This window comes from Cognataquiflexum nitidum, from assembly GCF_022538055.1.
GTDB lineage: Bacteria > Bacteroidota > Bacteroidia > Cytophagales > Cyclobacteriaceae > Cognataquiflexum > Cognataquiflexum nitidum.
On sequence record NZ_JAKZAM010000012.1, the window covers coordinates 97,663 to 111,188 of the forward strand.

At 40.5% G+C, this 13,526-nt stretch carries 10 protein-coding genes; 4 read left to right on the plus strand and 6 right to left on the minus strand.

All coding sequences use genetic code 11. The features are described 5' to 3' along the window. Positions 1 to 3: 3 nt before the first annotated feature. Entirely contained in the window at positions 4 to 3,084 is a 3,081-nt protein-coding gene (locus MMU07_RS10140) for a SusC/RagA family TonB-linked outer membrane protein (protein ID WP_241125761.1), read from the minus strand. A 251-nt stretch (positions 3,085 to 3,335) separates the two neighbouring features. On the opposite strand from MMU07_RS10140, the gene MMU07_RS10145 reads away from it, so the two are divergent. Continuing rightward, positions 3,336 to 6,218, plus strand: coding sequence for a triple tyrosine motif-containing protein (locus MMU07_RS10145; protein ID WP_241125762.1), 2,883 nt, complete (start codon positions 3,336 to 3,338; stop codon positions 6,216 to 6,218). Between the two features lie 238 nt (positions 6,219 to 6,456). On the opposite strand, the gene MMU07_RS10150 is transcribed toward MMU07_RS10145, so the two are convergent. The 3 genes from MMU07_RS10150 to MMU07_RS10160 form a co-directional block, all read right to left on the minus strand. After that, on the minus strand, positions 6,457 to 7,287 hold the full coding sequence (locus tag MMU07_RS10150) for a helix-turn-helix domain-containing protein (protein ID WP_241125763.1): 831 nt from the start codon (positions 7,285 to 7,287) through the stop codon (positions 6,457 to 6,459). A gap of 166 nt (positions 7,288 to 7,453) precedes the next feature. Further along, the gene (locus MMU07_RS10155) at positions 7,454 to 7,789 is read right to left on the minus strand and encodes a type II toxin-antitoxin system PemK/MazF family toxin (RefSeq protein WP_241125764.1); all 336 of its coding nucleotides are present in this window, start codon (positions 7,787 to 7,789) and stop codon (positions 7,454 to 7,456) included. Further along, positions 7,786 to 8,076: an AbrB/MazE/SpoVT family DNA-binding domain-containing protein gene (locus MMU07_RS10160; protein WP_241125765.1), complete on the minus strand. Its 291-nt coding sequence runs from the start codon at positions 8,074 to 8,076 to the stop codon at positions 7,786 to 7,788. Before MMU07_RS10160 ends, MMU07_RS10155 begins: the two co-directional genes overlap by 4 nt. Positions 8,077 to 8,259: 183 nt before the next feature. On the opposite strand from MMU07_RS10160, the gene MMU07_RS10165 reads away from it, so the two are divergent. Further along, a complete protein-coding gene (locus tag MMU07_RS10165; protein ID WP_241125766.1) occupies positions 8,260 to 8,688 on the plus strand; it encodes an antitoxin Xre/MbcA/ParS toxin-binding domain-containing protein in 429 nt (142 codons plus the stop codon). A gap of 2 nt (positions 8,689 to 8,690) precedes the next feature. After that, on the plus strand, positions 8,691 to 9,146 hold the full coding sequence (locus MMU07_RS10170; protein ID WP_241125767.1) for an RES family NAD+ phosphorylase: 456 nt from the start codon (positions 8,691 to 8,693) through the stop codon (positions 9,144 to 9,146). Positions 9,147 to 9,149: 3 nt separating this feature from the next. On the opposite strand, the gene MMU07_RS10175 is transcribed toward MMU07_RS10170, so the two are convergent. Next, the gene (locus MMU07_RS10175) at positions 9,150 to 10,268 is read right to left on the minus strand and encodes a 6-bladed beta-propeller (RefSeq protein WP_241125768.1); all 1,119 of its coding nucleotides are present in this window, start codon (positions 10,266 to 10,268) and stop codon (positions 9,150 to 9,152) included. A gap of 112 nt (positions 10,269 to 10,380) precedes the next feature. After that, positions 10,381 to 11,253 (minus strand): LysR family transcriptional regulator, encoded by an 873-nt coding sequence (locus tag MMU07_RS10180; RefSeq protein ID WP_241125769.1) that lies wholly within the window; start codon positions 11,251 to 11,253, stop codon positions 10,381 to 10,383. Positions 11,254 to 11,757: 504 nt separating this feature from the next. Between MMU07_RS10180 and hutH the strand changes: the two genes are divergently transcribed. Then, on the plus strand, positions 11,758 to 13,329 hold the full coding sequence (gene hutH / locus MMU07_RS10185) for a histidine ammonia-lyase (RefSeq protein ID WP_241125770.1): 1,572 nt from the start codon (positions 11,758 to 11,760) through the stop codon (positions 13,327 to 13,329). Positions 13,330 to 13,526: the final 197 nt, after the last annotated feature.

Consider the following 13,526-nt stretch of genomic DNA (forward strand, 5'->3'; position numbering starts at 1 on the left):
CAATCAAAATTTAATGTTAATACCTCCCATGATTGTTTTGGCCTGAGGATAAATACCACCGTCAACTCCTGCAAAAAGAGGATTGCCAGAACCTACGTCGGGATCGAAACCCATGTAGCGGGTCAATGTCACAAGGTTATTTGCCGCAATATAAAATCTCAATGAGCTGAGGCCTATTTTACCTGTGATGTCAGCAGGAAGAGTATAACCCAACTGTACATTTCTCAGCCTTAAGTAAGACCCATCTTCTACATAAAAATCGGAAAAAACAGTATTCCTAGTAGCACCGGTGGTCAATCTAGGAACTTCATTTGAGGTTCCCGGTCCTGTCCATCTGTTGATATTATATGCCAACTGATTGGCAAAAGGCTGTTGCCTTTCGTAATTCCTGATGATTTCCTGGCCCAAGGCAGCGAATATATTTGCTGAAATATCAAAACCTTTGAAATCCAAACCGAAATTAAAGCCCATGATGACATCAGGAATCGGCGAACCTACAAATGTCCTGTCGGAATCATCCCCGAAGTTGATCTGACCATCACCGTTTTGATCAACAAATCTCAGGTCTCCGGGCTGTGCACCTTGCTGAACTACCGGACTAGAAGCGATTTCTTCTGCTGTCTGGAAGAGCCCATTAGTCTGATATCCGATAAAATATCCGATAGGAAAGCCTTTCTGAAATCTTGTGGCCACGTTGCCTCCTACGCTAAATCCTGCACCCGGAATGAAGTCAAATCCTTCAGGAACTTTGGTCACTTCATTGTGAAGAAATGTGACGTTATAATCCATCCTGAAATTGACTCCAGTCGGACGGCTTGACCCATATGCCATTTCCAATTCCAATCCTCTGTTTAATACGTCACCGGCATTGATGATCGGTGGTGCACCTCCAGGACCATATGATCCTATAAGTGAGGAAACTTCAGGTTGGAAAAGCAGGTCTCTTGTATTTTTGATAAAATAATTGGTCGTAAAATCAAAATTTCTGAGGAATGTAAAATCTAAACCGATGTTGGTCTGATAGGTGGTTTCCCACTTCAAGTCAGGATTGCTTGTCGTGCCGATAGCTGCACCGTTTTGCAATGAATTATTGAATACATAAGTAGCTTCTCCATTGAGTAGACCCCTGTATCTAAATAGTCCGATTTGGTCATTTCCCGAAATACCAAAGCTGGCCCTAAATTTCATAAAATCTATCACCTTTGAACTGAAGAAAGACTCCTCAGAAAGTACCCAAGCACCGGAAAATGAGGGGAAGTAGCCAAACCGGTTGTTTTCACCAAAATTGGTAGACCCATCTCTCCTAATGATAGCTGAGAAGATATACCGCTGCTCGTAGTCATACTCTCCTCTCAAAAAGACTGAAGTAAGCCTCTGCCTTCCTTGAAATGAACCTACATTGTTGAGGTATCCTCCCTGTGCTTGATTTGCCGAAATGTCGGCAAATTCCAAAGAGTTGTTTGGAATATTAAAACCAATACCATTAAGGCCCAGACTTCTGTTTCCAAGATAAGAAACACCTGCAGTGCTCCTAATCCTATGCACATTGTCAAAAGTCCGATTATAGTTTAGGAACGCCTCAAAGTTGTAATCCAAAAATGTATTTCTTGACTCAAACACATTAGCACCCCTTTCGACTGCAATGTTCCCGATGTTTACTATTACAGGATCGAGGTTTGCATTTGCAGCGGAGTTGGCAAACTTCCCTGTACCGTACCAAACTAAGGGATTGAAAGCTTTGAAGTCGACCATGGCAAAATTATATCCTGCCCTACCAACTAAAGTAAAATGGTCATCTATTTCATATGATATTTCTTCCTTGCCAACGAGTTTGTTAACCCAAGAGTCGTTATATGTATTCTGCAATTGTGCCAATGGATTGATGATGTCCGCGACATTGTCAAGGTAGGAAAACCTCCCGTTTGTAAAAACAGGCTCTGTAGGATAGGCATTCACTGTATTGTAAAGTACCGACCCGATTCCTCCCTGAGCAATTCCATTGCTGTATTCATGCGTATAAAGCAATACATTGGTAAGTTTTACCCTTGGAGCCAATTCAGTTATAAAGTTTAGTCTAGCATTATATCTTTGAAAATTGGCTTTTGGACCTCCCACTATACCTTGCTGGGAAAAATATGAACCTCCGATAGAGTAGGAAGATTTGGCAGAACCTCCGGTTACGGTCAGGTTATAATCTTGAATAGGTGCATTTTCAAAAATTTCGTTCTGCCAGTTGGTACCTTCTCCCAAACTAGTGTTGTTGAAAGGTATTGCTTGACCACCTGCTGCAAAAGCTTCATTCTTAAGAATTGCATATTCTCTCGCATTCAGAAGGTCAAGTTTCCTTGCTGTCTGCTGAACTCCATAAAAAGCGGAAAAATCCAATGAGGCTTTGGTGTTGACAGATCCTTTTTTGGTTTCAATCAGAACCACTCCATTGGCTGCCCTTACACCATAAATACCTGCTGTTCCATCTTTCAATACGTTTATGGATTCGATATCATCAGGATTGAGGGCATTAAGACCGGCTGCATCATAGATAACTCCATCCACCAAAATGAGAGGATTGTTGTTACCAAAAGTTCCAATTCCCCTTATCCTGATGTTGGAAGATCCACCCGGCGCGCCAGAGTTGGTAGAAATACTCACACCTGCCAATTGACCCTGCAGTGCCTGATCTACCCGAGGCATGTTCATTTTAGCAATTTCTTCTCCTTTTACAGAAGATACGGCCCCTGTGAGTTCCTTTTTGGTAGCTGTACCATAACCTACTACAATTACCTCATTTAGGGAACTGATTTCAAATGGCATAGTAACTTCGACCTGAAGACTGGAATTTACCTTTACCAATTGTGTTTTGAAGCCTATAAAGCTCAATTTGAGCTCATCGCCTTCTTTACCCTCTAAGGTAAAATTACCATCCATGTCTGATATGGTTCCGAGGAGAGTGCCTACTTTCAAAATATTGACTCCGGGGAGTGTTTCTCCTTTTTCATCAACGACTTTGCCTTTGATCATCCCTGTCTGTCCAATGGCACAAAAATGGATAATCATGGCAAAACTCAACCATAAAATTTTTTTCATAAACATACTTTGGATTTAATTGTCAACTATTCCAAATCACGTCATAATTAAAAGAGCTACAAAAAAATACACTACATCAATACTACATCAACACTACTTCACCTACTTCACAAAAACTCAACGGAATAAGAAAAAATGTAGAATTAAAGCCAATGAATTAAGGTTTGTGGTCTAAAGACCAACTCACCAAAGTAAAAAAAAATATACATCAAAGAGAAAATTCATATCTTGGAATTGACAATACCCAAAATATGAAATACGCTTTTCTAATATCAATCCTGAGCATGATTGCTTTGGATATTCATGGACAGATTCCCGGACTGCCGATTTCAAAATTTTATTCCAGCAAGGAGTATCAGGGAGGGATCCAGAACTTTGCCATTTCTCAAAGTGAATCAGGTTTAATTTATGTTGCCAATAATTTTGGTCTTTTGGAATATGATGGTACCACCTGGAGAAGATTCTCCCTTCCGAACAGTACGAAAATAAGAGATGTTTCCATAAATGAGAATGGGAATATCTATGTGGCCGGTCAGGGAGAATTTGGTTATTTCCAAACAGACGCACTGGGATTTCTGAAGTACCATTCTTTATTGAACTTACTGCCTGACGCCTACAAAAATCTAGAGGAAATTTGGAAAATATTTTTCCTTCACGACAAAATTATTTTCTGCACATTTCAAGAGGTATTTACTTTCTCCGACAGCCATGAGTTGATTTCTATAATCGAAAACAAACCGGAATTTGAGAGTTTTCACCTTTCCAATAACAGGGTTTTTGCCAATAAAATCCAAAACGGACTCCATATTCTCGAAAACGGAAAGTTTTATGCTGAGGACTTCGGCGATACTTTCAAAGAAAAACTGGTCACGGGAATAATTTCTCAGGGAAACAGCCAAAAGCTTGTTTTTACCCGAGACCATGGAATATATTCCTCCAGCCCGGCAGGTGTTGTCAAATGGGAAAATGAAGTTCCTTCAACCTCAAAAATAAACGAGGCTATCAGGCTCAAAAACGGAAACCTTGCAATAGGTACACAAAGCAACGGCCTATTTGTCCTCAATGATTCAGGAAACATTATCCTACATATGGACAAGGAAAATGGACTCCAAAACAATTCAGTCATTTCCCTTTTTGAAGACATTTCGGGAAACCTTTGGATAGGACATAATAATGGAATTACATTATTAGAACTTAGCCTTCCATTTAGGCTGATCGATCAGTATGCAGGACTACCTGGGACAGGATATAATGCCATAAACCATAAAGGATCCATTTATTACGGAACCAACAATGGCCTTTCTGTACAGAAATTTGAAAAGGAAAAACCACTTCCTATTGAAGCTATCTCTGGTTCCTCAGGACAAGTGTACCGTATAAGCGAAATCCAGGACAAATTACTGATGGCACATAATGACGGGGCATTTACAATCAAAGATTATAGAGCAATTCCTGCAGGTGGATTTGGTGGTGTCTGGAATTTCCAATCGTTGAAAGACCGTCCAGATCTCGTTATTGCGGGGAGTTACAATGGCTTGTTACTTTACGGGTTTGAAAGAGAGCAGCTGAAATTTTTGAGAAAGCTAAAAGGATTTGACGAATCCTCGCGGATCTTGGAGCAGGATATGGATGGTACCATATGGATGACTCATGGGTACAAAGGTGTATACCGACTTCGCCCTAATAAGGAATTGGATTCTCTCGATGTGAAGTATTATGGAACGGAATCCGGCTTACCGACAAGTCTCCTGATATCAGTTTGGAAAATCAACAACCGACTGATTTTCTCCACAGAATATGGGATTTATAGCTACAATGCCCAAGAGGATAAATTTGAAAAAGACCAGTTTTTTGCCAAATACTTTGATTACGATTTCTTGGCTACAAGCATGGTAGAAGATCCTTTGGGAAATATATTTTTTATAGGTGACAAAGAAGTCGGAGTTTTAGAGAAGCAGATCAATGGATCTTATGTCAAAAACCACCAAATCTTCAACAAGATCATCCCATTTCTAAACGATGACCTACAAAACATATCATTAATCAGATCCAACGAAGTGCTTTTCGCTGCCAATGACGGTTTCATTTGGTACAAATTGGAAAATAAAACACCCTCGACACCTTCATTTCCTGCTATCATCAGGGCAGTCTACCTTACCGGTCAATCGGATTCCCTGGTTTTTCACGGCAACTACCAGCCATTGGATACCGAATTTGCCGGAAAAGAGGAAAGTACCTACCCTGCCTTTGCCTATGATGCGGCCAATGTCAGGTTTGAATTCAGTAATCCCATCCCAAACAATGAAAACTCCACCCAATTTCAGTTTTGGCTGGAGGGGTTTGAAGAAGAATTTGGAGAATGGACCTATAAAAGAGACAAAGCCTACACCAACCTGCGTGAGGGAAAATACACCTTCCATGTCAGAAGCAAAAACATCTATGGACAAATTAGTGATGCCAACACCTATTCTTTTAAAGTCTCCCCTCCTTGGTATAGATCTGCATTGGCCTTCCTGATTTATTTCATGTTGTCAATGGCCACTGCTTACGCTATTTTCAGACTTGTCGAAAAAAGATACCACAAAAAAACCATAAGAATTACGGATTCCCAGAGGAAAGCCCTCATCCAAAAAGAAACTGCCCTTAAAAATTCACAAGAAGAAATAGAGAAGTTAAGGAATGAAAAACTTGAGTCTGAAATACAGGCCAAAGACAAAGAACTGGCTTCAGCAACAATGCATCTGATCAATAAAAATGGATTTATTGACCAAACAAAAACCCACCTTAACTCCATCATCAAGAAAAGTAAAAATCAGGAAGTCAAAAGCGAGATTGAAAAAGTCATCCTCAGCATTGATAAAAATATAGCCGGAGACAAGGATTGGGAGCAATTTGAAATCCACTTCGATCAGGTCCATGGAGATTTTATGACCCGTTTCAAAAAACAATACCCCGACCTCAGCCCGCAGGAAATCAAACTTAGCGCTTACCTGAGGATGAATCTATCTTCCAAAGAAATCGCCTACCTGATGAACATCTCTACCCGGGGCATTGAAATCGCAAGGTACCGACTCCGCAAAAAAATGCAGCTCGAAAGGACAGCTAACCTGCAGGAGTTTATATTAAAGTTTTGATTTGAGATTTGAGATTTGAGACAAAAAAAACCTGCTCCGGTTTTCAGAGCAGGGTTTTATTAAAGGGAATATTTATTAAGAATTGATCATTCTGAATTCTAAGGCCTGTTCTCCACACTTTAAATTTTGCTGATTTTATCAATATTATGGATGAAAACTAGGAAGAGGTTGCTGTTGACTGTCGTCCGTAGTCTGTTGACAACAATAACCAATAACCCAATAACCTATTCCCCACCTTTCACCCAAAAGCATGGATATCCAGTTTTTTTGGGCTCCGGCTTTTGCCTGTGATGGATTCATACGCTTTGTAAAGCAGGACGAGTTGCAGGATTTCGAAAATGGTGAAAACAAACAATCCGGGAATAGCCAAAATGATGCTCAAGAAAGCGATTCCTGAAATGATGCTTAATATCCCTGTGACCAAGGCAAAAGACCCGAATTCAGTTTGATACCTGATCAATCCCAAGCCAAAAACAATGTAAAGCGCCCCAAAAAGAATGGCTTTGGAGAACTGAATAGATTGCCATACTGAGGCATTATTGAATCCATAAATGTCTGCTGCCACACCAAAGCATGTTGCAATGATCAACAAAATACTTGCAGCTTTAACAATCATATTTGGTTTGATCAGACTCAACCTGTAAAATCCAAAAGTGAAAACCCCAAAAGTAAGCATAATACCGATCTTGATGGCGATATACCAAGGTGCCGCTTCCGGACTGATCTCCTCCCCCGCTTCCCAAAGTCCATAATCAAATACACCTTCCACAAAAGCCAATAGGAAATACACGATTCCTACAAAAAAGGCTGTTTTTAGAAACGCTGCTTTCCCGATTATTTCAGGACTGATGGCAGTATTTTCTTCAGTGGTATGTTGGATTTCTTTGAAATCATATCCCAATACCTCAAGAATACTTTTGATGGTATAAGTCCTCGGGGTCACTTCCCCGGCTTCGATACGCTGAATGGTGCGCACGTTGATATTGCATAGCTCCACAAGTTCTTCCTGTGTCAATCCTTTGGCCTTTCTCAGTTCGAGAATCTTTTGGCCCAATTCCGGTTGTTTCATGATAATAGGGTTTTGTTTTACCATGGCAAGTTGGATTGATTTTGACAAATATAAGCCGAAAAATGGGCGGATTAAACCCGACATTAACACGGCATTTGAGAATTAGACTTAAGATGTGAGATATGAGACGTGAGATGTGAGACGTGAGATTCTCTAAAATTTCGAATCAGATTAAATTCAACACTTTGACTAAAGTGACCTGAATTTCAGAAATTTCATCTTCATTTAAAATCCCGATTTTCTTAATCAGTCTTTGTTCTGATAAACTTTTGATTTTAAAACAATCGGCAAAAGACTCTTTTTCCAATCCGTTGCTTTGACTGGGTTTCAATTCTACCATCCACTCCTGTTTGGTTTTTAATGCATCGGTAAGTGGAACCACAATTTTAATAGGAAGTTTGCCTACTGAATCGTGATTCACAATGATCGCAGGACGGGTTTTTCTAATTTCTTGTCCAACCTGAGGCTCAAAATTAACAAGCCAAACTTCACCATATTTCATAAATCGAGGATTTCTAGGTCAATACTGCCCAATTCAATTTCCTCCTTGGAATAGAAATCTTTAATTCGCTCCTCTCCTGCCTGTTCTTCCATTTTTGCATAAATTTTCTCTTTGTTCCTTTTGACCTCTGCCAATTTTACCTGAAATATGGAAGTATTAGCAGGTCGGATCACAATTCCATCTCCATTGTCTTCGATGACCACATCAGTAAGGTTATATTTTTCTATCAGTGTTTTAGGCAAAATCACCCCACTGCTGTTTCCGATCTTTCTGACTTTTGTTTCCATGTACGATTATACGAAAATGTAATAACTTGTTATAACAATAATTGAAAAATTCTAAATTCATAGAATTGAAAATCTTTTCAATTGTCATTTATTATCAAATGAGAATGATATACTTAATTTGGTATTTTTACCTTTTCAAAACGGTATATTTTCCCTATATTTGAATTCTAAATTTCTTCCTTTATGGGTGTTACTTCAATTCCGAAATTCAGCAAATCGCATGTTCCTGCCATTGGCAACGACATCGACATCTTGTTTTTTATCAAAAATGAGGAAGTAGATCTGCAATACCTTAACTACCTAAAGGAGATTACTTCATTCAGCGATGAGGTGATAGCCCATTGGCTGGATGTCAGTGTCAAGACGCTGAGGAACTATCGCAAATCTGAATCTGACCTAAAAGAGAGCTTAAAAGAACATTTGGTTTTGCTTTTGTCCCTCTACCAACACGGAACAGATGTATTTGGAAATGCAGAAAACTTCGACAAATGGCTCGATACCAAGAATTACTTTTTTGACAACCAAGCTCCAAAGGATTATCTAAGCACTTCGTCCGGAATCAGGTTTACTGATGACAGGTTGACGGCCATGGAATATGGCGATAACGTGTAGATATGTTGGCTTATCGAATCAGCAAGGCAAAATATGCCGAAAAACTTGAAGCTTCGGGTGCAGCAAACAGATGGAATAAAGCCGGGCAATTTGTAATCTATGCTTCGGAAAGTAGGGCTTTGGCAAGTTTGGAATTGGTGGTTCACCGGTCAGCAATCATCCAATCCGAAACTTACAAGCTAATGGTAATAAAAATCCCAACTGAAAATCAGGAAATGGTCCGGGAAATACAGCTTTCCGACCTTCCACCGAATTGGAATACCCTACAATCCTACCCCCGCCTTCAGGAAATCGGAAGCGCTTGGTTTGAAAAAAACGAAAGTCTGATACTCAAAGTCCCTTCAGCACTGATCCCTCAAGAGCATAATTTTGTCATCAACACAAAGCATGATTCATTCTCCACCAATGTCAAACTTATTGGCTTGGAAGATTTTTATTGGGATGGGAGGTTGTTTTGACTATCAATAGTCAAGTAATACCAAAACATTTGATTCTAAATCCTCAGGCAGTTTTATCCTTTTTTCTACACCTATTTTCGAATCATTCAATTCATAAAACTTATTAATTTGGTCAGCAGAATGGTAGTACCACGCATGCTTGTCTGAATTTCCGCTAAAGAAAATTGTAGAAGGCAATGGCTTTAGGTTGTTCTTAACGGTCTTATAAAGAGTAGCCCTTTGATTTTCCAAATCCACCAAAAGGTAATGGGGCTTGTTTTCATAACTCAGCCCAAACAAAATCAATCCCTCCCCCAATTTTACTCCATCAGAAAGCTGTTTGTATCCTTCAAAGTCATTGTAAAACCTCAACCTTTCCACGGGATGTAAATCCTTCGATTGATTGAGGTCAATAAATTGAGTACCAAAATCTATTTTGAATGATTCATGTTTTTCTCCTGAAAAAAGATAGATAGAATCAAGGCCGGGATTGTAATGGACAAATTGTTCTTCATTTATTTTGACAAAAAAACTACCCGAAAAAGGTGATTCGGCTAACTTAGGGTTAAATGAAATCAAACCCTTTGGCTCTTTTCCACTATGAGATAAAAAAGACAATTGGAATGGAAAATCAGGGTTCTCGATCATGTGGTACAGAAAAATCCCATTCTGATTAATCAAAAAGGCAGATGCCGGATTAGAAATAGAAATTTCATCCAACAACTTAAGTTGAAAATCAAAAAGATAGATCTTCCTCTTGTTCCCGTCCAAAACATAGATTTTCTCTTCAAACACAGCAAAGTCATCGAAGTAACCCATAGCCAAAGGATCATCTCCGAAATCATCTTTACTTGCCATGAATTCACCTTGCCGGTTAAACACTTTGATGGATTTCAGCAAATCAAAATCAGTAAGGACAATCACTGAATCGGTAACAACCAATTTATCGATCTGTCCTATGAGTTGATTTTGATCAAAAAGGACAGTCTCAAGATTTGAAAAATAGGTCCCGAGTTGCAGGGCCTCTTCAAATTTGCTTAAAGAAATTAATCCTGAAGTTTTTTTATCGGGACTTTTGCAGGAAAAAGCCCCAATGAAAAGTGAAGTCAAGAATATGGTGGTTTTTAAATACCTACATTTCATAGCTTGAAGATTTTCCTAGAGAATATGTCACACGTAAAAATTAACTTAAAATTTCAACTAAAGAAAACTTAAAAATCAAAAAATTGGAAATAAAAATTTCATACTTTCTTCTTTACAATATCCCCAAAACATGCTTCAATGCCGGATTGCGATTTTCGGTTTTCCATACGGCAAAAAGTTCTGTATGCTGCGGAATCCCTTTGATTTCGATAAACTTCACTTTCAGATCATAACCTTCCTTTAGCGAACTCGGCACAATTGCCACACCAAGCCCCGCTTCTACCAACTTGAAAATGGTCAGCGCATGGACCGATTTGTGCGAAATCTTGGGTGTAAATCCCCTGTCCTCGCAGATACTCATGATTTTATCATAATAAATGCTGCTGTAATCACTTGAAAATAAGATGAACGGCTCTTCCTGAAGTTGGCCGACATGCTCAAAAGTAGCCGCATCAATCGGGTGGCTAAGCGGCAATACCAATGAAAAAGTATCCCGATGCACTGCCTTCATGCTGAGTCCATGCGGTACCCGCGCCAACCTGACAAAACCCAAATCGAGCTTGTCTTTTTCGAGCATTTCCACCTGAAGGTGGTTGCTCAACTCTTCCAGATTGGTCTGAATTCCGGGAAATTCCCTGCTCAGGCGAACCAACAAATCAGGAATGACCTGATGTGCTGCCGAACCCAAAAACCCGATCCGCAATTCCCCAACTTTTCCTGCCGCAATACTTTTGATCTGCTGGGTAGTGAGCTCCAGATGGTTGAAAATGAAATCAACCTCACTTTTTAGGAATTCTCCGGCGGCAGTCAGGGTCACAGATCTTTTAGTACGGTAAAAAAGCTCCACCTCCAAAATCTCCTCCATCTGCCTGATCTGCCTGCTGAGTCCCGGTTGGGAAATAAAGAGCCGCTCAGCTGCCTTTCTGAAGTTCAGTTCGTCGGCCACGGCTCGGAAATATTCCAAGTGTCTGAGTTCTAAATTCATATTATTTTCCGCAATGACCCAAAGTCGCAAAGGTTTTTAAATAGATATTCGTTCGCCAAAATTTGAATTACTGTCAATTGTACCCAATCAGTATTCCAACACTTTTCAATTTTGCATTCTAAATCAAAATCTAAAGAAATTTTTTAATAACTCAAAGTTATCAATTATTAACAATATTGGTATTAATAAGTATTGAAGATAATGGGTAATTTTGGATTATCCCACAAAGACACGGAGGCACAAAGAAAAAAATTAAAGCATCTCGCAAAGACGCAGAGACGCAAAGGAAAAGAGAAAGTAATCGAATTCCATAATATCTGTTGAAGGACTAAAAGCTTCCCTTTTTCATTTCGAACGTAGAGAGAAATCTTTTGAATGAATAAAAAACAGACCTCTCCTCCGTCGAGGTGACAAGGTTAAGTGAATAGCAATCTTCACGAAATCCCCCTCACTCTCGCGCCTCTGCGTCTTTGCGTGAGCTAAAAATCCCAGAATCAACCCACCATGAAAAATACCTTCCATTACGGCCAAGACCGACTCACTGCATCACTTGCACTCGCCATTTGCAGGGGCAACATCAAAGGCATCATTTCTACGGATAGCCGTGAAAAAATCAAAGCAAGCAGTCAGGCTGTCGAAAAAATAGTCAGCAAAGGCCAACCCGTTTATGGCATCAACACTGGCTTCGGGCCATTGTGCACGACGATGATCTCTCCGGAGCAAACCAAAAAACTCCAGGAAAACCTTCTGAAAAGCCATGCTGTCGGCCTCGGAGAACCCATCCCCATCGAAATCGCCAAACTGATGTTGGTGCTGAAAACCCATGCTTTGACACAGGGATTTTCTGGAATTCAGGAAAGTACTTTGGACAGAATCCTTTTTTTCATTGAAAACAACATTGTCCCTGTTGTGCCCAAACAAGGTTCTGTGGGTGCTTCCGGGGATTTAGCACCGCTTTCACACTTGTTTTTGCCTTTGATCGGATTAGGAAAAGTCCATTTCAAAGGTGAAATAATATCAACAGCCAAACTTTTTCAACAACTTGATTTGGAACCCATTCACCTTGGACCAAAAGAAGGGCTAGCCCTGATCAACGGCACACAATTCATTGCTGCTTTTGGAGTGATGGTGGTGGACAGATTTTACAATATCCTTGCCCATGCCGACATCACCGGGGCAATGATGTTGGAGGGATTGTTGGGTTCTACCAAGCCATTCAGTGCAGACCTCCACCAACTCCGCCCTTATGCCGGAAACCAACATGTCGCCCAATCGATCCTGAATCTGCTTCATGAGTCGGAAATTGTCCATTCCCATGCGGCCTGTGCGCGGGTTCAGGATCCATATTCTTTGCGCTGTATGCCGCAGGTTCACGGTGCTTCCCGCAATGCTTGGCTTCACCTGAAGCAAATGATCGAGACCGAGATCAATTCCGTCACGGACAATCCCGTCGTCTTTGACGAAAACCATACCATCAGTGGGGGGAATTTCCACGGCCAACCTATTGCCATGCCATTGGATTATGCCTGTTTGGCTGCTTCCGAAATCGGCAATATCTCCGACCGTAGGATTTACCTTTCTTTGGAAGGCGATACTCCGGGTGTTCCAAAACTGTTGTTGAAAGAAACAGGGTTGAATTCCGGGTTTATGATTCCCCAATACAGCACTGCGGCATTGGCGAGTGAAAACAAGGGGCTGTGTTTTCCCTCCTCGGCAGACAGCATTCCAACCTCTTTGGGACAGGAAGACCATGTAAGTATGGGCAGTATTGGGGCGAGAAAGGCATTGCAGGTGATTGAGAATGTGGAAAAAATCCTTGGAGTTGAACTTTTCTGCGCGGCACAGGCAGTGGACTTTCATGCTCCTTTGAAGTCCGGCAAAATCATGACCGCACTCTATGAACATGTCCGAACCAAAATCCACCATGTCACCGAAGATCAGATTATGTATGAAGACATGGAGATAGCGATTGACATCATCCGAAGCGGAGAATTGCTAACTTTAGCAAAGGAAGTGGCAGCAAGAGAAGGATTGGAATTGGAGACAAAGTGGTCGGAGGAGTTTGATTGCTTCTAGTTCAAGTCTTCAGACTTGGACTCAAACCCACATAGTTCAAGTCTTCAGACTTGGACTTCCCTTCGACCAAATAGTTCAAGCCTTCAGACTTGGACCAATCGGTAAAAGAAAGCTTTTCCAAAGTTCAAAACTTTGGAAAAGATCTCAGTTTAATTGAAAATTCCAAAAAGAAAAATGGTTGGCTTGGACCAAATAGT